The 22,463-nt window shown below is 73.7% G+C and carries 19 protein-coding genes and 1 pseudogene; 10 read left to right on the top strand and 10 right to left on the bottom strand.

The features are described from left to right. Together AB0J69_RS49310 and AB0J69_RS49305 are read right to left on the bottom strand one after the other, a co-directional pair. Positions 1–319, bottom strand: a pseudogene (locus AB0J69_RS49310) (hypothetical protein); the annotation flags it as partial. 36 nt (positions 320–355) lie between these two features. Then, complete coding sequence (locus AB0J69_RS49305; RefSeq protein ID WP_364132936.1) at positions 356–1,051, bottom strand: nucleotidyltransferase domain-containing protein; 696 nt, start codon at positions 1,049–1,051, stop codon at positions 356–358. Positions 1,052–1,097: 46 nt separating this feature from the next. On the opposite strand from AB0J69_RS49305, the gene AB0J69_RS49300 reads away from it, so the two are divergent. Both AB0J69_RS49300 and AB0J69_RS49295 read left to right on the top strand, forming a co-directional pair. Then, entirely contained in the window at positions 1,098–2,963 is a 1,866-nt protein-coding gene (locus tag AB0J69_RS49300) for a propionyl-CoA synthetase (RefSeq protein WP_364132934.1), read from the top strand. 95 nt (positions 2,964–3,058) lie between these two features. Beyond that, positions 3,059–5,902, top strand: coding sequence for a hypothetical protein (locus AB0J69_RS49295; RefSeq protein ID WP_364132931.1), 2,844 nt, complete (start codon positions 3,059–3,061; stop codon positions 5,900–5,902). A gap of 7 nt (positions 5,903–5,909) precedes the next feature. On the opposite strand, the gene AB0J69_RS49290 is transcribed toward AB0J69_RS49295, so the two are convergent. From AB0J69_RS49290 to AB0J69_RS49265, 6 genes are all read right to left on the bottom strand, one after another. Beyond that, a complete protein-coding gene (locus AB0J69_RS49290) occupies positions 5,910–7,067 on the bottom strand; it encodes a HAMP domain-containing sensor histidine kinase (RefSeq protein WP_364132929.1) in 1,158 nt (385 codons plus the stop codon). Continuing rightward, positions 7,064–7,720 carry a response regulator transcription factor gene (locus tag AB0J69_RS49285; protein WP_364132926.1) on the bottom strand — a complete coding sequence of 219 codons (657 nt, stop codon included), beginning with the start codon at positions 7,718–7,720 and terminating at the stop codon, positions 7,064–7,066. The genes AB0J69_RS49290 and AB0J69_RS49285 overlap by 4 nt, the downstream gene beginning before the upstream one ends. A gap of 95 nt (positions 7,721–7,815) precedes the next feature. Continuing rightward, positions 7,816–8,409, bottom strand: a complete 594-nt coding sequence (locus AB0J69_RS49280; protein ID WP_364132923.1) for a response regulator transcription factor — start codon at positions 8,407–8,409, stop codon at positions 7,816–7,818. Then, positions 8,406–9,566: a sensor histidine kinase gene (locus AB0J69_RS49275; protein WP_364132920.1), complete on the bottom strand. Its 1,161-nt coding sequence runs from the start codon at positions 9,564–9,566 to the stop codon at positions 8,406–8,408. Before AB0J69_RS49275 ends, AB0J69_RS49280 begins: the two co-directional genes overlap by 4 nt. 11 nt (positions 9,567–9,577) lie before the next feature. After that, positions 9,578–10,300 (bottom strand): ABC transporter permease, encoded by a 723-nt coding sequence (locus AB0J69_RS49270; RefSeq protein ID WP_364132917.1) that lies wholly within the window; start codon positions 10,298–10,300, stop codon positions 9,578–9,580. Continuing rightward, positions 10,300–11,190, bottom strand: a complete 891-nt coding sequence (locus tag AB0J69_RS49265) for an ABC transporter ATP-binding protein (protein ID WP_364132914.1) — start codon at positions 11,188–11,190, stop codon at positions 10,300–10,302. Before AB0J69_RS49265 ends, AB0J69_RS49270 begins: the two co-directional genes overlap by 1 nt. 153 nt (positions 11,191–11,343) lie before the next feature. Between AB0J69_RS49265 and AB0J69_RS49260 the strand changes: the two genes are divergently transcribed. From AB0J69_RS49260 to AB0J69_RS49235, 6 genes are all read left to right on the top strand, one after another. Further along, entirely contained in the window at positions 11,344–12,438 is a 1,095-nt protein-coding gene (locus AB0J69_RS49260; RefSeq protein WP_364132911.1) for a sensor histidine kinase, read from the top strand. Continuing rightward, positions 12,435–13,085, top strand: a complete 651-nt coding sequence (locus AB0J69_RS49255; protein ID WP_364132908.1) for a response regulator transcription factor — start codon at positions 12,435–12,437, stop codon at positions 13,083–13,085. The genes AB0J69_RS49260 and AB0J69_RS49255 overlap by 4 nt, the downstream gene beginning before the upstream one ends. Before the next feature lie 98 nt (positions 13,086–13,183). Next, positions 13,184–15,355, top strand: a complete 2,172-nt coding sequence (locus AB0J69_RS49250; protein WP_364132905.1) for an MMPL family transporter — start codon at positions 13,184–13,186, stop codon at positions 15,353–15,355. A gap of 48 nt (positions 15,356–15,403) precedes the next feature. Further along, a complete protein-coding gene (locus tag AB0J69_RS49245; protein ID WP_364132902.1) occupies positions 15,404–16,291 on the top strand; it encodes a hypothetical protein in 888 nt (295 codons plus the stop codon). 33 nt (positions 16,292–16,324) lie between these two features. Further along, positions 16,325–17,233, top strand: a complete 909-nt coding sequence (locus AB0J69_RS49240; RefSeq protein ID WP_364132899.1) for a hypothetical protein — start codon at positions 16,325–16,327, stop codon at positions 17,231–17,233. A gap of 21 nt (positions 17,234–17,254) precedes the next feature. Further along, on the top strand, positions 17,255–18,139 hold the full coding sequence (locus tag AB0J69_RS49235; RefSeq protein WP_364132896.1) for a hypothetical protein: 885 nt from the start codon (positions 17,255–17,257) through the stop codon (positions 18,137–18,139). Here AB0J69_RS49235 and AB0J69_RS49230 read toward each other — a convergent pair. Beyond that, positions 18,124–19,308, bottom strand: coding sequence for a UDP-N-acetylglucosamine--N-acetylmuramyl-(pentapeptide) pyrophosphoryl-undecaprenol N-acetylglucosamine transferase (locus tag AB0J69_RS49230; protein WP_364132893.1), 1,185 nt, complete (start codon positions 19,306–19,308; stop codon positions 18,124–18,126). The genes AB0J69_RS49235 and AB0J69_RS49230 overlap by 16 nt on opposite strands. A 4-nt stretch (positions 19,309–19,312) precedes the next feature. Then, a complete protein-coding gene (locus AB0J69_RS49225) occupies positions 19,313–20,221 on the bottom strand; it encodes a formylglycine-generating enzyme family protein (RefSeq protein WP_364132890.1) in 909 nt (302 codons plus the stop codon). Between the two features lie 49 nt (positions 20,222–20,270). Here AB0J69_RS49225 and AB0J69_RS49220 point away from each other — a divergent pair, with 49 nt between their 5' ends. Further along, positions 20,271–21,494 carry a cytochrome P450 gene (locus AB0J69_RS49220; RefSeq protein ID WP_364132887.1) on the top strand — a complete coding sequence of 408 codons (1,224 nt, stop codon included), beginning with the start codon at positions 20,271–20,273 and terminating at the stop codon, positions 21,492–21,494. A 9-nt stretch (positions 21,495–21,503) separates the two neighbouring features. Then, positions 21,504–22,463, top strand: coding sequence for a Ppx/GppA phosphatase family protein (locus tag AB0J69_RS49215; RefSeq protein ID WP_364132884.1), 960 nt, complete (start codon positions 21,504–21,506; stop codon positions 22,461–22,463).

The raw sequence follows: 22,463 nt of genomic DNA, 5'->3' as shown, positions 1-22,463 counted from the left end.
CCACCACCCGCCCGGCCGCCACCACCCGCCCGGCCGCCACCACCCGCCCGGCCGCCACCACCCGCCCGGCCGCCACCACCCGCCCGGCCGCCACCGCCTGCCCGGCCGACCGCCCGATTCCGGCCGACCGATCGAGTCCGGCCGACCGATCGAGTCCGGCCGACCGATCGAGTCCGGTGGGCCGCCCGAGTCCGGCGGCCTCCTCCAGCAGGCGGCTCTTGCCGATCCCGGCGGGCCCCTCCACCACCACGCACCCGGCCCCGGCCAGCAGGACCTCCTCGACGACCCTCAGCGCGTCCTTCCTGCCCACCAACGTCACATCACCGATTCTGCCCGCGGGCACCAAGGGACGGCGTCAGACCCCCTCGGCGCGGAGCTGAGGAGGGGCGCCGGCGGAGCCGGGCACGGGTGACGGCAGGTTCTCCACGCGCACCCCGACCAGGAACTCCTCCACCCGCTCCCGGTCCGGCCACTCCGGCAGCACGCTCGGCGCGGCGGCCAGCTCCGCCGACAGGGCGGCCCGCCAGGCGTCCACCTCGCCCCACGGCACCTCGCCGCGCCGGATCGCCAGCAGCCGCTCCCGGTGGGCCCCCACCCCGACGAGCGGCTCCCCCTGACGTACCAGGTGCAGGCCGCTGAGCAGCAGCCGCACCATGTGCATGGCCTGCTTCCAGTTCATCCGGTCCGGGTCGAGGCGGCGGAACTGGGCCTCGGCGTACCCGGTGAACGACCGGTGCGCCCGCTGCGACAGGAACGCCCCGCGCAGGTCCCGCAGCCGCCGCCCGGCCGGTGTGATCACCTCCACGATCGGGGACCACAGGCACTCCAGGACGGTGGGGTTGGCGTCGAGGGCCAGGGAGCAGAAGCGCTCCACCTCCCAGGAGAACTGCTCGGGCAGCGGACCGTCCCGGTGCGTCGCCGGTTTGTCCAGCCGCCAGAACGCCGAGGTGGGCGCCACGTACACGCCCCGGCGGTCGGTGTCAGAGGCGTCGGTCTCCAGCCCGTACGCCCGGGACCCCACCACCACGGAAAGGATCACGTCATCGTTCACCCGCCCTATCTTGCGCCATGGGGGCAACGGCTGTTCTGATCGACAAGTGAGCGCTTATGACGAGGCATACCGGCGGAGCATCGAGCGGCCCGAGGAGTTCTGGGGTGAGGCGGCGCTCGGGATCGACTGGGACGTGGCGCCCGCCACCGTGTACGCCGAGGGCCGGTGGTTCCCCGACGGGCGGCTCAACACCTGCCACAACGCCCTCGACCGGCACGTCGCGGCCGGGCGGGGCGGGCAGGCGGCGCTCATCCACGACAGTCCGGTCACCGGCTCCACGCGCACCTACACCTACGCCGAGCTGCGGGATCAGGTGGCCCGGACGGCGGGGATGTTGCGCGGCCTCGGGGTGGTGGCCGGGGACACCGTGGTGATCTACATGCCCATGGTGCCGGAGGCCGTGGTCGCGATGCTGGCCTGCGCGCGGCTCGGGGCGGTGCACTCGGTGGTGTTCGGCGGGTTCGCGGCCAGGGAGCTGGCGGTGCGGATCGACCATGCCCGGCCCAAGGTGGTGCTGTCGGCGTCCTGCGGGATCGAGCCGAACCGGGTGGTGGCGTACAAGCCACTGCTGGACGCCGCGCTGGAGCAGGCCGGGCACCAGCCCGGCCGGTGCGTGATCCTGCAGCGGCCCGAATGCGTGGCGGAGCTGCGGGAGGGGCGCGACCTGGACTGGGCGGCGGCGGTGGGCGAGGCCGAGCCGGCCGAATGCGTGAGCGTCGCCGCGACCGACCCGCTCTACATCCTCTACACCTCCGGCACCACCGGCTCGCCCAAGGGCGTCGTGCGCGACAACGGCGGGCACGCGGTGGCGCTGCACTGGAGCATGGCCAACGTGTACGGCGCCGCCCCCGGCGAGGTCTACTGGGCCGCCTCCGACGTGGGCTGGGTGGTCGGCCACTCCTACATCGTCTACGCGCCGCTGCTGGCGGGGTGCACGACGGTCCTGTACGAGGGCAAGCCCGTCGGCACGCCCGACCCCGGCGCGTTCTGGCGGGTGGTGGCCACGCACGACGTGCGCACGCTGTTCACCGCGCCGACCGCGATCCGCGCCATCAAAAAAGAGGACCCATCCGGCAATTTCGCGAAAAAGTGGGACCTGTCCGGGCTGCGGTACCTGTTCCTGGCCGGCGAGCGGCTCGACCCCGACACCTACCACTGGGCCTCCGACCTGCTCGGCATCCCCGTCATCGACCACTGGTGGCAGACCGAGACCGGCTGGCCCATCGCCGCGAACAGCGTCGGCATCGAAGTCCTGCCGATCAAGCCCGGCTCGCCGACGAAGGCCGTACCCGGCTGGGACGTGCACATCCTCGACGCCGACGGCAAGGACTGCCCGCCGGGCACGGAGGGCGCGGTCACCGTGAAGCTCCCGCTCCCGCCCGGCGCGCTGCCCACCCTCTATCGAGACGAGGCCCGCTTTACCCGCTCCTACCTCGAGCGCTACCCCGGCCACTACCTGACGGGCGACGGCGGCCACCTGGACGGCGACGGCTACCTCTACGTCATGGGCCGCATCGACGACGTGATCAACGTGGCCGGGCACCGGCTGTCGACCGGCTCGATGGAGGAGGTCATCGCCTCGCACCCCGACGTGGCCGAGTGCGCCGTGATCGGGGTGGCCGACGAGCTGAAGGGGCAGCTCCCGATGGGGTTCGTGGTGCTGAAGGCGGGCGCCGGGCGCGACCCGGAGGAGGTGGAGCGCGAGCTGACCGCCCTCGTACGCGAGCGCATCGGCCCCGTCGCCGCCTTCCGCCGCGCCGTCGTGGTGGCCCGGCTGCCGAAGACCCGCTCGGGCAAGATCCTGCGGGCCACGATGCGGGACATCGCCGACGGCAACCCGTACACGGCGCCGTCCACCATCGAGGATCCCGCTGCGCTGCCGGAGATCGCACAAGCCGTGAAAGGAACATGACGCGCAGGTAACGTTCAGATCGTCCTGGCGAAGGAGCCTGCGGAGATCGGGGCGTTCAGCGCATGATGGGACATCCCAGTCCCCGGGAGAAGGCCATGATCGATACCCCGAGCTACGCCGACGCCCTGAGGATTCTCGGATGCAAGGACGGCAGGCTCGTCAAGGTGATCGGGCTCGCCTCGGCGGCGGAGCGTACCGGGTGGGCGCTGGCCGGCGGCCCCCGGCTCGCGACGAACCTGCGTGACATGCGCGACGGCATCATCGCCTACGGCGAGGACGTCGTACGCCGCATGCCGGAGCTGAGGAGCGGTGTCGACCGGTTCACGCGCACGCAGCGGCTGGCCGCGGCGCACGCCGCGATCGTCGTGGCGGCCTACTTCGAGGCGCTCGGCGAGGCGAAGCTGCCTTTCACGCTGGACCAGCTCGACCACGGCGACAGCGCCCGCACGATCTCCCACGGCGTGCCGACGCAGGAGCGCTTCGCCAGGCTGATCGCGAGCCTGCTGCTGGAGCGGCTGCCCACGCCCGAGCCGCACGTGCCCTTCTCCGAGACCCGCGTGGCCGTGGAACGTGCCTATCAGCGCATGTCCGAGGCCGTGGCGGGGTACGTCGGCGGCCTGGCGGTCTGGGACGAGCTGCCGGTCGACGACCAGCTCCTGCTGCCCCGGCTGCTCGCGGAGGGGCCGCCCGCGCACGCGCTGCGCATCTACGACGAGGACTACCGGTCGCTGGCCCTCGACAGCCACGAGTTCGGGGTGCGCAGCCTGGTGACCGAGCGGCCGCAATCGGCCACGGCGCTGTCGCGGGTGGCGTGGCTGCTGGCCGAGCTGGCCCCGCCCCGGGTCGGCGACCGCCCCATGATCCACCAGGTGCGGATGGCCGCGAACGCGCTCGACCAGCCGCTCCTGCTGGCCGGCAAGCACCCGGAGGACGTCTCGCTGCCGCTGCTCGGCGAGGGCTACCTGAGCCCGCGCTGCCGGGTGGCGGAGCTCAGGCGCGAGTCCGAGCCCGCGCAACGGAGCTGGTGGGAGCGCCAGCGGCTGCTGCCCGACGCCGAGGCGTTCCTCGCCGGGCACCTCACCTCGCTGCGCGCCACGCGGGCGCCGCTGCTCGTGCTCGGCGAGCCCGGCTCGGGCAAGACGAAGCTGACCGAGGTGCTGGCCGCGCGGCTGGCCAGGTCGGAGTTCCTGCCGATCAGGGTGGAGCTGCGCCAGGTGCGGGCCCGGGCGAGCCTGACCGAGCAGGTCGAGCAGGCCGTGGCGGCGGTGCTGGGGGAGGAGGTGTCCTACGCCGACCTGGTGGCGGCCGGGGACGGCGCGATGCCGGTGATCCTGCTGGACGGGTTCGACGAGCTGGTCCAGGGCGACACCGGCCGCTACGACTACCTGGAGCGCGTGCACGAGTTCCAGGCCAGGGAGGCCGGGCTCGGGCGGCCGGTCGCGGTGATCGTGACCAGCCGCACGGTGGTGGCCGACCGCGTCCGCTTCCCCGACGGGCTGCTGGCGTTGCAGCTGCAGCCGTTCGACGACGACCAGGTACGCCAGTGGCTCGACATCTGGGACCAGGCCAACCGCGCCCTGCTGGCCCGGCGCGACCTGAAGCCGCTGCCCGCCGAGGCGGCGCTCGTCCACGGCGACATGGCCCGGCACCCGCTGCTCCTGCTGCTGCTCGCCCTCTACGACGCCGGCGGCAACGCGCTGCAGCACGACCACGGCCCGCTCGGCCGGTCCCGCCTGTACGAGGTCCTGCTGCGCGACTACACCGAACGCGAGACCGGCGGGGCCCGCCGGGTGGCGATCGACCAGGAGCTCGTCCTGCTCGGCTCGGTGGCGCTGTCCATGCTGGCCCGCGGCAGCCAGGTCATCACCGACGAGGAGCTCGACCGGGACGTGCCGGCCCTGTGCCACGGCGGCGAGGAGGACCCCGGCGAGGAGGAGGAGCGGGTCGACTGGGCGCGCAAGGCCACCGAGCGGTTCTTCTTCGTCCGCAGGAAGGGCCACGCGTTCCTGCACTCCACGTTCGGCGAGTTCCTGGTGGCCTGGCTGACCATGTACGCGCTGCGCGACCTCGACCGGCGCCGCCACCTGCTGGGGGACGAGCCGCTCGCCCTGGTGCAGGCCGTGGACGACGACCTGCTTTACGCCGTCATCTCCCACTCCTGCCTGGCCGAGCGGGGTCCGACGGTCGGGTTCATCCTGGAGCTGCTGGCCGAGGTGCCCTCGGAGGTGCGGGCCCGCTGCGTGGAGCAGCTGTCGGGGCTGCTGCGGCGCTCCCTGCACGAGCGGCCCAGGCGCCACTTCACCGGCTTCCGCCCGGTACGCCATACGATGACCCGCCGCCTGGCCGCCTATTCCGCGAACCTCACCCTCCTCATCGTCACCGCCTCGGAGGAGCCCGTCACGGTCTCCTCGCTCCTGCCCGGCCCGGACCACCTGGAGCAGTGGTCCTCGCTCACCCACCTGTGGAAGGGGCAGCTCGGGCAGGAGGGCTGGTCGGGGCTGGTCACCGCCCTGTCGGCGCACCGGGTGATGGCAGGCGGCCGGGAGGACGTGGTGCTCGGGGCCGGCACGGAACCCACCGGCATGGGCGACGTCGTCGTCGCCGTGGCCACCGGGCACGCACCCCGCCACCGCCGGCTGCTCGACCTGCTGCTGCGGGCGCTGGGGGAGGGGCACGCCCTGCCGTACCGGGATCGTGCCGCCATCCTGCAGGAGCTGCTGCGCACGGTGGCCGTCCGGTCGCCGGCCATGCACCAGGCGCTGGGCGCGATGTGGCACGAGGAGGGGGCCGACCGGGCCGAGCTGCGGCCGCTCCTGCACGCCCTGCTGGCCGACCCGGCGGACCGGATGGCGACCTGGGAGCAGCTGGTCAAGGCGGGCATCCCGGAGACCGCCCTGTGGGAGATCCACCAGAGCGCCCTGATGCCGGACGAAGGTTAGGGCGCGGCTAGGGCACGGACTCGTCGGCGGGCAGCTCCACCGTGATCGTCAGCCCGCCCTCGTCCCGCGGCCGGGCCGTGACCGTCCCGCCGTGCGCCTCGGCGATCACCCGTACGATCGACAGGCCGAGCCCGCTGCCCCGCTCCGAGCGCAGCCGGTCGCCGTGCAGCCGCCGGAACGGCTCGAAGATCGTCTCGATCTCGTACGCCGGCACCTGCAGCCCCGTGTTGGCCACCACCAGCTCCACCTGGCCGGTCCGCCGCCGCGTCGTCACCCACACCTCGCCCTTGGGGTGGTTGTGCCGGACGGCGTTCTCCACCAGGTTCTGCACCATCCGCTCCACCAGCACCGCCTCGCCCGCCGTCGGGGCCGAGTCGAGCAGCCGGTGCATGCTCACCTCACGCTCGGCCGCCTCGGCCGCGGCCTGGTCGAGGACGTGCTCGGCCACGTCCGTCAGGTCGAACGGCCGCCGGTCCAGCACCGCCTGCTCGCCCTCGGCCAGCGCCAGCAGGCCGTCGATGAGGCGCTCGTGACGGGTGTTGACCAGCAGCAGCGACTCGCCCAGCCGCTTGACGTCGTCGGTCGCGTCGGGCCGCCGCACGGCCACGTCCACCAGCGTGCGGTTGATCGTGAGCGGCGTGCGCAGCTCGTGGGAGGCGTTGGCGACGAACCTGCGCTGGCCGTCGAACGAGCGGGCCAGCCGGGCGAGCATGGCGTCGTAGCTGTCGGCCAGCTCCTTGAGCTCCTCCCGGGGGCCGTCGTAGCCGATGCGCTCGGTCAGGTCGTGGCTCTGCGCCACCCGCCGCGCCGTCTCGGTGACCCGCCTGAGCGGCCGCAGCACCAGCCCGGCCGACCACCAGCCCAGCCCGAAGGCCCCCGCCGCGCCGGCCGGGATCCCGATGAGGCCGGCGGTGCGCACGTTGCCGAGCGTGTCGCGCTGGTAGACGGCGCGGACCTGCATGGCCCGCTGCCGCGCGATCTCGTAGGGGTCCTCCAGCCGGCGGAAGGTCCGCCAGCCGTCGACGGTGATGCGCTCGGGGGTGAGCAGGCCCGTCCGGTATTCGAGGCTCTGGCGTACGACGAGGTAGACCCCGGCCGTGACGAGGCCGCCGAGCACCAGGAACACCCCGGCGCAGGCCAGGGCGAAACGCAGCCGGGCGCTCATGGGATGCGGTACCCCGAACCGGGCACGGTCTCGATGACCTGGGGCTCGCCGAGCTTCTTGCGCAACTTCATCATCGTCGTACGCACCGTGTTCGTGAACGGGTCGATGTGCTCGTCCCACACCTTCTCCAGCAGCGTCTCGGCCGAGACCACCGCCCCCTGGGCGCGCAGCAGCTCCGCCAGCACGCCGAACTCCTTGCGGGCCAGCGGCACGTAGCGCCCGTCGCGGAACACCTGCCGGTGCGCCCAGTCCAGCCGCACCCCGGCCCGCTCCAGCATCGGCGGGTCGGCCTTGCGCGCCCGCCGCCCGAGCGCGTGCACGCGGGCCAGCAGCTCCTCGAACGCGAACGGCTTGGGCAGGTAGTCGTCGGCCCCCAACGACAGCCCCGCCACCCGGGACCGCACGTCGGAGGCGGCGGTCAGCATGAGCACCCGCACCAGCCCGCCGCGCTCGACCACCGTCCTGCACACCTCGTCGCCGTGCGTCCCCGGCAGGTCCCGGTCGAGGATCAGGACGTCGTAGTCGTGCACGCCGAGCCGTTCGAGCGCCGCGTCCCCGTCGTAGGCGACGTCCACGGCCAGCGCCTCCCCGCGCAGCCCCTCGGCGATCGAGTCGGCGAGCATCCGCTCGTCCTCGGCGATCAGAACCCGCACCGCGCCCCCAAAAGATCTTGCATGCCGCCAGTCTGCTGCGAACGGCATAACGCGGGCATAACCACAGCGCCCCAGGCTAGCGCGCCCCCGGGGGGTCACAACCAGCCGCGCGACTCCGCCACGCGTACGGCCTCGGCGCGGTTGCGGGCTCCCGTCTTGCCGATGGCCGACGACAGGTAGTTGCGTACGGTGCCCTCGGTCAGGAACAGCCGCCGGGCGATGTCGGCCACGGTGGCCTCGCCGGCGGCGACGCGCAGCACCTCGGCCTCCCGCTGGGTGAGAGGGCTCGGGCCGGTGGTCATGGCGGCCACGGCCAGCTTGGGGTCGATGACGCGCTCCCCGGCCATCACCCTGCGTACGGCGGCGGCCAGCTCGGCGGCGGGGGCGTCCTTCACCACGTAACCGGCCACGCCCGCGTCCAGCGCCCGGCTGAGGTAGCCGGGGCGGCCGAACGTGGTCACGATGATCACCCGGTGGCCGGGCAGGCGCTCGGCGACCTCCAGGCCGGACAGGCCGGGCATCTCGATGTCGAGGAGGATCACGTCGGGGGCGTGCTCCCGGGTCGCCGCCATCACCTCGTCGCCGCGGCCGACCTCGGCCACGACCTCGATGTCGTCCTCCAGGCCGAGCAGCGCGGCCAGGCCGCCCCTGACGAGGTCCTGGTCGTCGGCGATCAGCACCCGGATCATGAGGCCGCCCCGGCAGGGTCCAGCGTGCTCGTCTCCAGCGGGACCCGCACGTGGAGACGATAGCCGCCTTCGGGGCGCGCCCCCACCTCCAGGCGCCCGCCGGCGGCGCCGACGCGCTCGGCCAGGCCGGCCAGCCCGTTCCCGGCCCCTTCCGGCCCGGTTCGGGGCAGCGGGGTGGGACGGCCGTCGTCGCGGACCTCCAGGGCGGCCGCCGTCCCGTTCACGCGCAGGTCGATCCAGCAGCGCCGGGCCCGGCTGTGGCGCAGGACGTTCGTGGCGGCCTCCCGTACGGCCCAGGCCAGGAGGGTCTCGGCGGCGGCGGGGATGGGCCCGTCGGCGGGGGAGACGGTCACCTCGATCCCGGCCACCCCCAGATTCCGGGTGGCGCTCTCCAGCTCCTCCGACAGCGACGGCGCCCGGTAGCCCGCGATCGCGTGCCGCACCTCGTCCAGGGCCCGCCGCGCGGCCTGCTCCACCTCGGTCATCTCGCGCCCCGCCCGGGCGGGGTCGGCGGTGGCGAGGCGGGCGGCGAGCTGGCTCCTGATCGTGATCGAGGTCAGCGTGTGCCCGAGGGTGTCGTGCAGGTCCCTGGCGAAGCGCAGCCGCTCGTTCTCCACGGCGAGCCGCGCGACCTCGGCCCGGGCGGTGTTCAGCCGGGCCACCAGCAGCCCCATGTGCTTCATGCTGTACACCGCCCCGGCCTGCGCCGCGACGACGAGGGGCAGCCACCAGACCCGGGCGAGCGGCACGCCGGCGGCCAGCAGGGCCAGGCTCTCCCCGATCGCGGTCGCGGCCGACGCCGCCGCGAAGGCCGGGGTGCGCAGCGTCGCGGCGAACGCGCTGATCGCGAACACGAACGACGTGTACGCCCACGGCTCCCCGAACACCGGCAGCAGGGCCAGCCCCGCCCCGACCAGCCCGGCCAGCGCCCACCGCCGCGGCACCATGGCCCGGCCGCTCAGCATCCGCCACATGATCGCCACCCAGCAGGCCGCGAACACCGCCAGCGCGCCCAGCGCCGCCACCGCGAGGAGCGGCTCCGGACCGGTGGCCAGGAACGACCACAGCGGCCAGCCGGTCAGCAGCAGCCAGGCGCAGGACCCGGCCCGCGCCGCCGTCCGGCCCCGGCTGAAGTCCGGATCCCGCACCCGTGTCATCGCAACGACCGTCACACTGCCCGACGGTAACGCCACACGGCCAGCGCGCAGAACAGCAGCGTCCACGCGGCCAGCACGGCGAGCGAGGTCAACGTGGGCGGCCGGCCCTCCAGCGCCCGCCACCCCAACGACCCCGCCTGGTAGGCCGGGCTGTACTCGGCCAGCGTCCGCATCCCCTCCGGCATGGCCTGCACCGGCAGCCACAGCCCGCCCAGCACCGACAGACCGAAATAGACGGCCATCATGGCCAGGTTCGCGCTCTGCCCCTTCATCGTGTAGCCGAAGGCGATGCCCAGCGCCGCGAACGGCAGCACGCCCACCCAGATCAGCACCACCAGGGCCGGCCAGGTGCCGAACGGGAGCCGCACGCCGGACAGCAGCGCCCCGGCGGCGAGCATCACCAGGATGCTCGGCAGCACCCCCGTCGCGCCGCCCAGCAGCTTGGCCGTCACGTAGCCGTGCGCGGGCAGCGGCGTCACCGCGAGCTGCCCCAGCCAGCCCTTGCTCCGCTCCAGCGCGATGGCGCCCCCGACGAACAGCGCGCCGCCCATGGCGCCGTACGTGGCCATCGACACCATCGTGTACGCGGCGAAGTCGCCCACCTGCCCCTGCGGCACGACGTCGAGCACCTTGGTCCACAGCAGGTACAGCCCCAGGGGGAACACCGTCAGCATGACCAGCCCCACCGGGTTGCGGAAACCGCGCACCAGCTCCAGCCTCAGGTACGACCTCATCAGCCCCGCCCTCCCGTCAGGGTCACGAACGCGCTCTCCAGGTCCGTGCTCTCCAGGCGCACGTCCCTGACGTCGTCGTACATCGCGAACAGGGCCCGCAGCGTCGCGTCGGAGTCGCTCGTGCGCAGCGAGACCGCGCGCCCCTCCACGCTCACCTGCCGCACCCCGGGCAGCAGCTCCAGCTCGGCGGGGTCCGCGCCGTCGAGCACGCAGCGCACCTCGACGCCGCCGACCAGCGCCTTGACGGTGGCCACGGAGCCGTCGGCGACGACCTTGCCCTCCGCGAGCAGGACGACCCGGTCGGCGTAGTCGTCGGCCTCGGTGAGGTAGTGGGTGGCGAAGACGGCGGTGCGCCCCTGCGCGGTCCTGGCGCGGAGCTCCTGCCACAGGGCGCGGCGGCCCTCCACGTCCAGCCCGACGGTCGGCTCGTCCAGCACCAGCAGCTCCGGGTCCCCGACCACGCACAGCGCGAACCTGACCCGCTGCCGCTGCCCGCCCGACAGCCGCCCGATCCGCTGCCCGGCCAGCTCCTCGACGCGCGCCGCCCGCATCGCCCGCTCCGGCGGCAGCGGGTCCGGGTACATCCCGGCCACCGCCGTCACCAGCTCCCCCACCCGTACGTCGTCCAGCAGGCCCGACTCCTGCAGCAGCACCCCGACCCGGCCCGCCCGCAACGCCTCGACCGGCGGGCGGCCGAGCACCCTGGCGGTGCCCGAGCCGGGGGCGAGCAGGCCGAGCGCGACGGACAGCAGCGTGCTCTTGCCCGCCCCGTTGGGGCCGAGCACCGCCACCGTCTCTCCCTCGCCGACCTCGAGGTCGACGCCGGCGAGCGCGGTGACCGGACCGTAGGTCTTGGTGACGGCCCTGAGTTCCAGCGCGTTTCCAGTCATGCGATCACCCTGCTGGAGAGGGTGGGGGCGGGTGTAGTGCCGTACGTCAGCCGGGGCCGTATGACGTACGTCATGTGCTACCGCGTCCGGTGCAGCCCGGGTACCGTGTCGGCGGTATCGCGGAGGGCGGAAGGGGCGCACTACCGTGCACGTATGCGGACGATTGCCCTGGTATGCGGCATGGGGGTGGCCGTCTACACCTCCACCGTCATGGCGTACGGCAACCAGCCCGGCGCCCGGCCGCTCGACCTGCTCGGCCACGTGCTGCTGGCCGTCGCGGCGCTCGGGCTGGCCTGGTGGCAGCGGCGGCCGGAGCTGGCTCTGGCCCTGTGCGCGGGGGCGGCCGCGGCCGTGTTCACGCTGGGGTACGCGCTCGCGCTGTGGCCGGTGCCCGCGCTGATCGCCGTGTTCTCGGCCATCGCCGCGGGGCGCCGGGTGGCCGGCTGGGCGGGGGCGGCGTTCCTGGTGGCGATGCCGGGGGCGGTGGCGGTCGTGCGGCCCGAGACCGACGTCGTGCTGGCCGCGGTCCTGTGGGCGCTGCTCGTGCTGGCGGCGGCGCAGCCGGCGGAGGTGTCGCGGACCAGGCGGGCCTACACCGCCGAGGTGGAGCGGCGGGCGGCCGACGCCGAGCGTACCCGGGAGGAGGAGGCGCTGCGGCGGGCCCAGGAGGAGCGGCTGCGGGTGGCCAGGGAGCTGCACGACGTCACCTCGCACACGGTGTCGGTGATCGCCCTGCACGCGGCCGTCGCCGCCGAGGCCGTCGAACGCGCCGGCGGCCCGTCCGAGGCCGCCGCCGCCCTCCAGGTGATCCGCTCCTCCAGCAGGCAGGCCCTGTCCGAGATGAGGGCCGTGCTCGGCGTGCTGCGCCCCGGGTCGGGTATCGCGCCGCAGCCGGGATCGGCGCAGTTGCCCCGGCTGCTGGAGACGGCCGGGCTGCCCGTGCGGCTCGACGTCGAGGGCGAGCGCCGCCCGCTGCCACCGGCCGCCGACCTGACCGTCTACCGTGTCGTGCAGGAGGCACTGACCAACACCATGCGCCACGCCGACGCCACCGCGGCGACCGTGACGCTGACGTACGAGAGCGGGGCGGTGACCGTGCGGGTGGACGACGACGGGAAGGGCGCCCGGGCCCCGCGCGGGCACGGGCTGACCGGCATGGCCGAGCGCGTCGCCGCCGTGGGCGGCCGGCTGACCACCGCGAACGTCCCCGGCGGCGGCTTCCGCGTCACCGCCAGGTTGCCGGCGTGATCAGCGTCCTGCTGGCCGACGACCAGCCCCTTGTCCGGGCGGGCCTGCGGGCGCTGCTCGACACCGAGGACGACCTGACCGTGGTCGGCGAGGCCGCCGACGGCGCCGAGGCGGTACGCCTGACGCGGCGGCTGCGGCCCGACGTCGTCCTGATGGACATCCGCATGCCGGAGCTCGACGGCCTGGCGGCCACCCGCACCCTGGCCGCCACCGGCGTACGCGTCGTCGTGGTCACCACCTTCGACCTCGACGAGTACGTGTACGAGGCGCTGCGCGCCGGCGCCAGCGGCTTTCTGGTCAAGGACGCGGAGCCGGCCGAGATCCGGCACGCCGTCCGGGTGGCCGCCCGGGGGGACGCGCTGCTGTCGCCCGGCGTCACCAGGCGGCTCATCGAGGAGTTCACGGCGCGGCCCGCCGCCCCCGACGACGACCGGCTGGCCCCGCTGACCGGGCGCGAGCGCGAGGTCCTGGCCCGGGTCGCCCGCGGCCTGACGAACGCCCGGATCGCCGAGGAGCTCTTCATGAGCCCGCTCACGGTCAAGACGCACGTGAACCGGATGATGACCAAGCTGTCGGTGCACGACCGGGCCCAGCTCGTCGTCATCGCCTACGAAACCGGCCTGATCCGCCCCGGCAACCCCACCTGACAGGCCCGACCCCCGTGTGCGGAGTACCGCCATCGGCGTAGTCACCTGCCCGCGTCCGGACGACGACCGCGGGTGCCCGCCCTTCCTAACGTCGCCGCATGATTCGTTTCTGCATCCGCCACCGGCGGCTGGTGGTCGTGCTGTGGGTGGCGCTGTCGGCCGCGCTCATCGCGGCGGCGGCCACCTGGCCGGGCCCCTCGGACGACGACTTCTCTCTGCCGGGATCCGAGAGCCTTCGGGCCGCCGCCCTGCTGAACGGCGCCGCTCCGGAGGCGCCGGGCGCGCTGGTCGTCTCCGCCCCGTCCGGCGTCGCCTCCGCCCCCGTACGCGACTCCGTCGCCGCCCTCGCCACCCGCATGAACGCCGTCCCCGGCGTCCACGTGACCCCCGGCGCCCAGCGCGTCTCCGAGGACGGCACCATCGCCTCCATCCCGATCGACTACCCGGACCCGGCGGCCGCACGGCAGCTCAGGGAGCTGCGCGACGGCTTCCGGGCGGACGGTGTGACCGTGGAGCTGAGCGGGGACGACTTCGCCGACTTCACCCCGGGAGGCGTCACGGAGGGCGCCGGGCTGCTGGCCGCCGCGGTGGTGCTGCTGGTGGCGTTCCGCTCCCTGATCGGCGCCGCGATCCCGCTGGTGATCGGCGTGGTCGGGGTGACCTGCGGCGTCGCGCTGCTCGCCGTCCTGTCCAACGTGGTCGGCACGCCCAGCTTCGCCGTCTACCTGACGATCATGCTCGGCCTGGGCGTCGGCATCGACTACGCCCTGCTGATCGTCACCCGCTTCCGCACCGCGATGGCCGCCCGCCCGATGGCCGCCCCACCGACGGTGGCCCGCCCGACGGTGGGGGGAGCCCCGAGCGCCTCCGCGGCCCCGACCGGCGACACGGCCCCAGGCGACGGCGCGAGCGCAGGCGGTGGCACGGGCGTAGGCGGTGGCGCGAGCGCGGGTGCGGGCGGGGGTGCGGTTCCGGCGGGTGGTACGGGGGCGGCGGTGGAGGAGGCTGTGCGGGAGGCGATGCGGACGGCGGGGCGGTCCGTGCTCTTCGCCGGGCTCATCGTGATCGCCACCGGTTCCGGCATGTTGTTCCTCGGCCCGTCGCTGGGCGGTGGGGTGGCACTGGCGGCCGGGTGCGGCGTGCTCATGGTGATGCTCGCCGCCCTCACCCTCCTCCCCGCGTTGCTGCGGATGATCGGCCCGCGGATCGACAGGTTCGCGCTGCCGCGCCGGAAGGAGGGCGTACCGCTGTCGTACCGGTGGAGCCGGGTCGTGCAGCGCAGGCCGTGGCTGACCGGCGCGGTGGCGCTGGTGGCGCTCGGCGTGCTCGCCCTGCCCGCCGCGCACCTGCGCGCCGGCTGGTCGGACGCGGGCAACCGGCCGGTCACCGACACCACGCGCCGCGCCCACGACCTGCTCGCCGGGGGCTTCGGGCCGGGCATGGCGGGACCGCTCGTCCTGGCCGCCGGCGGCGCGGCGCCGGGCGCGGACCTCGCCAGGGCGGTCGGCCAGGCGGCCGGCACGCCCGGCGTGGCGCGGGCCTTCCCCGCCGGGGAGCGCGCCGCGATCGTGATCCCCGCCACCGGCCCGCAGGACGAGCGCACGGAGGAGCTCATCCACCGGCTGCGTGCGGAGCTGCCGGGGCCGGTGCTCGTCACCGGCTCCACCGCCGCCGCCCTCGACTACTCCCGCCACTCGGCCGACCGCCTCCCGTGGGTGGTGGGCGCGGTGCTGCTGGCGGCGTTCGTGCTGCTCACGGCCGTGTTCCGGAGCCTGGTGCTGCCGTTGAAGGCGATCGCGGTGAACCTGCTGTCCATCGGCGCCGCGTACGGCGTGATCGTGGCCGTCTTCCAGTTCGACGTGCTCGGCCGGGGCACCGCGGGGCCGATCGACGCGTGGGTGCCGATGATGCTGTTCACGATCACGTTCGGCCTGTCCATGGACTACGAGGTGTTCCTGCTGTCCCGGATCAGGGAGGAGTATCTGCGGGACCGCGACAACGCCCGCGCGGTCGCCGCCGGGCTCGCCAAGACCGCCAGGGTCATTACCGCCGCGGCTACGATCATGTTTTGCGTGTTCGCCGCGTTCGGCGCTTTCGACGATCGCGCGCTGAGCACCATGGGGGTCGGTCTGGCTGCCGCGGTGCTGGTGGACGCCACTGTGGTGCGGCTGGTCCTGGTGCCTGCCGTCATGGAAGTGCTCGGTGAGCGTAACTGGTGGTTCCCCAGCCTGACCTTTCGGAGGCTGACACTCAGGCGGTTTACTACGTAATATCCGAACATCACGAGCGTTGGGGGCGCCAGGGTGCCAGGACAGAACGTGGGTGTTGTCGTCGATCCGGCGGTGCCGCCGGAGGTTGCCGGACTGTTGCGTGCCAACGCCCCGTTGTTGTCCAGGGTCAGAGCCGGATGGGTGCCCCCCGCGGGCGTGGCCCCGCCGCGCCGCCGCGGCCCCTCCAGCGCGCTGCTGCTGGCCGCCACCCCGGTGGTGATCGCGCTCATGGCGGTGCTGCTGGCCTCGTCGATCGCGCCCGCCGGGTTCGTGCTCCTCGGCACGTACGTCTTCATCGTCCTGGTCAAGATCGCCTCCATGAGCGAGGTGGCCGAGAACGACCGGCCGCACGAGCGCGGCGTCTACGAGCAGGCCCGCTGGTACGACGGCCGCTTCCTGATCCCCGAGGACTTCGACCAGGACGCCAGGCTCGTCCTGACCAGGGCCCAGCGGGCGATCGGCTCCGTGCTGCGCTCCCACGTCAACGCCGAGGGCCTGCTCGACGACGCCCGCAACGCCCTCATGCTGCCCGCCCAGGAGTGGGAGATCGCCCGCCTGCTGGCCAAGCTGTCGGCGCTGCGCCTGGAGCACCGCGAGCTGCTGTCCAGGGGCATCGCCCCCGAGGTGGCCGCGGTGATCGAGCCGCTCGAACGGGCCCTGGTCAACAGCGAGGCCGCCGTGGTGGCCCGCGTGGAGGCGCTGGAACGTTACGCCGGGCACGTGGCCGAGGCCGAGCGCGCCTACCACGCCCGCGGCCAGATCGAGGAACTGCGCGCCAGGCTGCCCCGATATGAGGAGCTGCTCGCCGAGTCGGGCGCCGACTCGCTGGCCGTGCCGGAGATCGAGCGGCTGGCCGAGGACGCCGACGTCCTCGAACGCACCTTACGCCGCAGCGTCGAGTCCGCCCACGAGGCGTTCCGGTACCTGGAAAGCTGACTCTCGGACAGACCGGCACATAGGATCAGAAACGTGCCCGGACGTCATGCGAAGGTGATAGTCGATCCGGCAGTGCCCGACGATGTCGCGGCCTTACTGCGTGACCATCGCAAGCTCCTCCTGCGCATCCACACGGGCTGGGTTCCCGAGCACCGGCGCCGCCTGCCCGTGGTGGGGCTCGTGGGCCGGCTGGCGGCCACCGCGACGGCCCTGGTGGCGGCCGTGTACGGCCTGGGGCTCTTCGTCGCCGAGCGCTACCCGCCGTTCGTGGTGATCATGACGGGGGCGGCGCTGCTCATCGTCAGCGTCCTGCTCAGGCCCAGGCCCGACGCCGAGGTGGAGCGGCGGCACGCCCTGGAGCGGGAGGTCTACGAGGCCGCCCGCCGCCACGAGGGCCGCTACGTCCTGCGCGAGCGGCTCGACGAGCCCGCCAGGGCGCTCATGACCCGCGCCCAGGCCGCCATCGAGCAGGTCATGGACTCCAGGGTGAACGCCGAAGGGCTGCTCGACGGCGTACGCAACGGCGTGATGCTGCCCGCGCAGGAGTGGGAGATCGCCCGGCTGCTGGCCAAGCTGTCACAGCTGCGCGCCGAGCACCAGGAGGTGGTCGCCGAGGGCGTCACGCCCGAGGTGGCCGCCGTGGCCGAGCCGCTCGCCCACGTCCTCGACAGCAGCCAGCGGGCGGTGCTGGCCCGCGTCGAGGCGCTGGAACGGTACGCCGGCCACGTGGCCGACGCCGAGCGCGCCTACCGCGCCCGGCACCAGATCGAACAGCTCAGCGCCAAGCTGCCCCGCTACGAGGAACTGCTCGCGGAGACCGGCGCGGACGGATCCGCGGTCCCGGAGCTGAGCCGATTGTCCGACGATGCCGACCGCCTGGAGCAGGCGTTACGCGACAGTGTCAGCTCCGCGCACGAGGCTTTTCGCCACCTTAGTGGCTGACTTCGCTTAGGATCCGGATTCGTGGCGGATGTGGTAGTAGACCCCGGGGTGCCGCCGGACGACGCCCAACTGCTCAGGGAAAGCCGGCGGGTGTTGATCAAGATGCGCCAGGGCTGGGTCCCCCAGTCGCGGCGGACGATCTCCGGCACGCACTACCGGATGATCGCGGCGTTCGGCACGGTGGCCTTCTTCGGCCTGTTACTCGGCGTCGGGGCCCTGGGCCGCGGGCTCGGCCTGCTGCTGCTCGTGCTGCTCGGCATCCCCATGATGATCGTCCTGTTCGTCCGCAACGACCTGCCCGAGGACGAGGAGGACGAGTACGAGCGGGAGGTCTACGAGCAACTCCGCTGGTACGAGGGCCGCTACGTGCTCACCGAGGACCTCGACGAGTCCTCCGCCCGCCTCCTGGCCCGCGCCCAGCGCGCCATCGCCACCGTGACCACCTCCCGCGTCAACGCCGAGGGCCTGCTCGACGACGTGCGCAACGGCGTGATGCTGCCCGCGCAGGAGTGGGAGATCGCCCGGCTGCTGGCCAAGCTGTCCGCCCTGCGCACCAAGCACAGGGAGACCGTCTCCCAGGGGCTCACGCCCGAGGTGGAGGCCGTGGCCGAGCCCCTGGCCCGGGCGCTGGACAGCAGCGAGGACGCAGTGCTGGCCCGGGTCGAGGCGCTGGAACGTTACGCGGCCAACGTCACCGAGGCCGAGCGCGCGTACCTGGCCCACCACCAGATCGAGGAGCTGCGCGGCCGGCTGCACCAGTACGAGGAGCTGGTGGCCGAGACCGGGGCCGACGGGTTCGCCATCCCGGAGCTGGAGCGCCTGGCCGAGGACGCCGACCGGCTGGAGCAGGCGCTGAGGCGGAGCGTGAGCTCCGCCCAGGAGGCCTTCCGCTACCTCGACCCGTAAGAGCCCTGGGATCCCTGAGACCCGTGGGCCCCGGGGGAGCCCTGCCAGCCGGCGGTCTCCAGGAGCAGGTCGCACACCGCGTCGGCCGCGTCCACCCGGCCCAGCTTGCCCGCCGCCTGCCCCATCGCCTGCCGCAGCCCCGGATCGGCCAGCAGCGGCATCAGCTCCGCCAGCAGCATCTCGCCCGTCGGACGCGGCTCCAGCAGCGCCCGCGCCGCCCCGGCCGAGGCCAGGTAGCCGGCGTTCTTGCGCTGCTCGTCACCGCCGGTCGGGATGAGCGGGATCAGCACCGAGGGCTTGCCGATGGCGGTCAGCTCCGACACCGTCCCGGCCCCGCTGCGCGAGATCACCACGTCGGCCGCCGCGAACAGGTCGGCCAGCTCCGCCCCCACGTACGGCACCGGGTGGTAGCGGTCGGCCAGGTCGGGCGGCAGCGCCACGGCCCGCATCTGGTCGATCCACGCGGGCCCGCACTGGTGCACGATCTGCGCGTGCGGCAGCAGCCCCGGCAGGATCTCCGCGATCAGCGTGTTGATCTGCTTGCTGCCCTGCGCGCCGCCCGTCACGTAGATCAGCGGCACCTCGAACGTCAGCCCGAACAGGTCGTAGGCCGCCGCCCGGTTGCCCTGCAGCAGCTCGGGCCTGATCGGGTTGCCCGTCACCACGGCCTTCGACCGCGCCGAGGCGGGCAGATACTCCAGCGACGACTCGTGTGACAGCGCGATCCGGGTCGCCAGCCTCGACAGGATGCGGTTGGCCAGCCCCACCACGGTCGTCTGCTCGTGCATCACCAGCGGCCGGCGGATCAGCTTGGCCGCCACCCCGATGGGCACCGCCACGTAACCCCCGGTCGACAGCACCACGTCGGGCAGGTAGCGGGCCGCGTGACCGACCGCCTGGAACACCCCGATCGGGATGCGGAACACGTCGGCGATGTTCGTGCCCAGCTCCTTGAGGTTGGGGCGGCGGCGCAGCTTTCCCGTGGTGATCGCCTTGAACGGGATGCCGTGCTCGGCCGTGATCCGCGCCTCCAGGCCGTTGGCGGTGCCCACCCAGAGCACGTCGTGCGGCACCTGACGTCGCTGGACGGCCGAAAGGGTCGTCAGGGCCGGATAGGTGTGACCACCGGTGCCGCCGCCGGTGATCAACAGTCGCAGGGTTCGTGACATGCGATCAGAGTATGGCCGCACAGCGGAAGCCGGTGTGCCCGGTCGCCGAGTCGGGCGTGTTCGAGGTGCGCGCCGCCACGCGGTAGCGGTTGCAGTAGGAGTCGTGACACATGTACGAGCCGCCCCGGATCACCTTCGCCGTGCCCTCGGCGGGGCCCGTGGGGTTGTCGGCGTACGGTTCCCAGCCGGTGCCCCACCAGTCGGCCGTCCACTCCCAGACGTTGCCGGAGACGTTGTAGAGCCCGTAGCCGTTCGGCTGGAACGACTTGACCGGCATCGTCCCCTTGCTGGGCGCGGTCGGGAAGTGGCCCTGCCAGATGTTGCACCGCTGCCGCCCCTTGGGCTCCAGCTCGTCGCCCCACGGGTAACGCTTGCGCTCCAGCCCGCCCCTGGCCGCCATCTCCCACTCCGCCTCGGTGGGCAGCCGCTTGCCGGCCCACGTGGCGTACGTGGCGGCGTCGTTCCAGGACACGTGCACGACGGGATGGTTCTGCCGGTCGCCGATCGCCGAGCCGGGGCCCTCAGGCGAGCGCCAGGTGGCCCCCTCCACTCCCACCCACCAGGACGCGCCCGGCACGGTGGCGTCCATCACCCCGGCCGTGGCGAACTGGTGGAACACGAACGACCAGCCGATCCGCTCGGCCTCGGTGACGTAGCCGGTCTCCTTGACGAACGTGGCGAACTGCGCGTTCGTCACGCACGCCGGATCGATCATGAACGGGTCGAGCCGGACTTCCCGCACCGGCCCCTCGCCGTCCTCCGGACGCCCGTCGGGATCGTCCCCGCCCATGAGGAAGGTCCCGCCCGGAACGCGCACCATCCCGCGCGGCGCCGCCCGCCGCGCGGTGATCTGGACGCCCTCCTGGTACGGCCCCGCGGCGGCGTCCCTGCTCGGGCCACAGCAAGCGCTCAAAGATCCCCCCAAACGTGTCATGACACCAAGGAAGGGTAGTCCCTGGAACATGCCCACGATCACGCGGGCGGCCCCGGTCACCGCAGCCCAGGCGCTGGCCCTGGCCGCCGTGCTGGCGCTGCCGGCCCTGGCGCAGGGCGTCGTGGTGCGCCGCCCGTCCATGGTGTGCCTGGCGGCGCTGGCCGACGCCGACGGGCGCGCGATCCGGCTCCTGCGCCGGCTGCGGGCCGAGCACGGCGACGGGCCGCTGCTGGTCCCGATTCCGGGGCGCGGCCTGGCCCTGCTGCCGCTCGCCCCGCACGACGTGCGGGCGGTGCTGGAGGACCGGGCGTTAACCCCCGCCAGCAGGGAGAAGCGCGGCGCGCTGGCCCACTTCCAGCCCGACGGCGTGCTGATCACCCCCGAGCGGGAGCTGCGCGACCGGCGGCGCGAGCTGAACGAGCGGGTGCTGTGCCCGGACTTCGCCCCGTTCACCCGGGTCGTCGAGGAGGAGGTCGCCACGCTGCCCCGCCAAGGGGTGCTGACGTGGCCGCGCTTCCAGGCCGCGCACTGGCGGATCGTCCGCCGCGTCGTGCTCGGCGACGGCGCCCGCGACGACGTGACGCTCATCAGGCAGCTCGACCGGTTGCGCCGCGACGCCAACTGGTCCTGGCTGCGCGGGCGGCGCACCGACGTGAGCAACGCCTTCCGGCGCCGCCTGGCCGGGCACCTGGCGCGGGCCGAGCCCGGCAGCCTGGCCGCCGTGCTCGCCGGCGCACACGCGGCGGCCGACGTGCACGCCGAGGGGCAGGTGCCGCACTGGCTGTTCGCCTACGACGCGGCCGCCATGGCCTCCTACCGGGCCCTGGCCCTGCTGGCGTGCCACCCAGGACCCCACGATCGGGACCGCCTGCGGGCGGCCGTGCTGGAGTCCGTGCGGCTCTGGCCCACCACGCTCGCCATCCTGCGCGACGTCACCGGCCCCACACCGTGGGACGTCCCGGAGGGCACGACGGCGGTCGTCCACAGCCCGTACGTCAACAGGGCCGAACCCGGCGACTCCTACCGGCCCGAGCTGTGGCTCGGCGGCGGCCAGGAGTGGGCGGGGGTGCCCTTCAGCGCCGGGTTCGCGCGCTGCCCGGGGGAGGAGCTGGTGTTGTTCACCTCGGTCGCGTTGCTGGACGCCTTCCTGCGTGAGCGCTCAGTCAGACCGTCCGTCACGTTGGAGGATCCGGTGCCCGCCTCGCTCGACCACTTCCGACTCCGTTTCGCCGTAAAAGCCGCATACCGGTAGCGTTTTCCCATGCGACTCGGCGTGCTGGACATCGGCTCGAACACCGTCCATTTACTGGTCGTCGACGCCCATCGCGGCGCCCGGCCCATGCCTGCCTACTCTCACAAGGTCGACCTGCGCCTGACCGAGTACCTCGACAAGGACCACCGGTTGCGCAAGGAAGGCATCGAGCGGCTGGGCAACTTCGTCGAGGAGGCCGTCCACCTCGCCGAGGACAAGGGGGTGGAGGACCTGCTGGCCTTCGCCACCTCCGCCGTGCGCGAGGCCGCCAACGGCGAGCAGGTGCTGGCGGAGATCGACGAGCGCTGCGGTGTGCACATCGCGGTCCTGTCCGGGCGCGACGAGGCCAGGCTGACGTTCCTGGCGGTGCGGCGGTGGTTCGGCTGGTCGTCGGGGCGGCTGCTGGCGTTCGACATCGGGGGCGGGTCGCTGGAGATCGCCGCCGGGGTGGACGAGGAGCCCGACGTGGCCGTGTCGCTGCCGCTGGGCGCCGGGCGGCTGACGCGCGACTGGTTCACCGGTGACCCGCCGTCCGCCGACGAGGTGCGCAAGCTGCGCAAGCACGTACGCGCCGAGATCGCCCGCACCGTCGGCGACGTCGTCCGGTACGGCGAGCCCAACCGCGCGGTCGCCACGTCCAAGACGTTCAAGCAGCTCGCCAGGATCGCCGGGGCGGCGCCCTCCAGCGACGGCCCGTACGTCTCGCGCTCGCTGTCGCGCCAGGACATGGCCGACTGGGCCGTCAAGCTCACCACGATGGACTCGGCCGAGCGGGCCCAGCTCTCCGGCGTGTCCGAGGGCCGGGCGGCCCAGCTCGCGGCCGGGGCGCTGGTCGCCGACGCGGCCATGGACCTGTTCGAGGTGGACCGGCTCGACGTGTGCCCGTGGGCGCTGCGCGAAGGAGTGATACTGCGCCGGCTCGACCTGCTGCCGGGACGGCTCGATCAGCTCAACGGCGGGTCGGAGTAA

Origin of the sequence: Nonomuraea sp. NPDC049709, assembly GCF_040674815.1 — a bacterium.
Taxonomy (GTDB): Bacteria; Actinomycetota; Actinomycetes; order Streptosporangiales; family Streptosporangiaceae; genus Nonomuraea.
The sequence above is the reverse complement of the archived record's forward strand: the minus strand, read 5'-3'. Positions and strand labels throughout refer to the sequence as shown.

Bases quoted from the DNA above. Each gene is read 5' to 3' on its own strand.
- AB0J69_RS49265 (WP_364132914.1), bottom strand. From the start codon at position 11,190: ATGACTGGAAACGCGCTGGAACTCAGGGCCGTCACCAAGACCTACGGT.
- AB0J69_RS49215 (WP_364132884.1), top strand. From the start codon at position 21,504: ATGCGACTCGGCGTGCTGGACATCGGCTCGAACACCGTCCATTTACTG.
- AB0J69_RS49295 (WP_364132931.1), top strand. From the start codon at position 3,059: ATGATCGATACCCCGAGCTACGCCGACGCCCTGAGGATTCTCGGATGC.
- AB0J69_RS49270 (WP_364132917.1), bottom strand. From the start codon at position 10,300: ATGAGGTCGTACCTGAGGCTGGAGCTGGTGCGCGGTTTCCGCAACCCG.
- AB0J69_RS49260 (WP_364132911.1), top strand. From the start codon at position 11,344: ATGCGGACGATTGCCCTGGTATGCGGCATGGGGGTGGCCGTCTACACC.
- AB0J69_RS49250 (WP_364132905.1), top strand. From the start codon at position 13,184: ATGATTCGTTTCTGCATCCGCCACCGGCGGCTGGTGGTCGTGCTGTGG.
- AB0J69_RS49290 (WP_364132929.1), bottom strand. From the start codon at position 7,067: ATGAGCGCCCGGCTGCGTTTCGCCCTGGCCTGCGCCGGGGTGTTCCTG.
- AB0J69_RS49275 (WP_364132920.1), bottom strand. From the start codon at position 9,566: ATGACACGGGTGCGGGATCCGGACTTCAGCCGGGGCCGGACGGCGGCG.
- AB0J69_RS49280 (WP_364132923.1), bottom strand. From the start codon at position 8,409: ATGATCCGGGTGCTGATCGCCGACGACCAGGACCTCGTCAGGGGCGGC.
- AB0J69_RS49230 (WP_364132893.1), bottom strand. From the start codon at position 19,308: ATGTCACGAACCCTGCGACTGTTGATCACCGGCGGCGGCACCGGTGGT.
- AB0J69_RS49220 (WP_364132887.1), top strand. From the start codon at position 20,271: ATGCCCACGATCACGCGGGCGGCCCCGGTCACCGCAGCCCAGGCGCTG.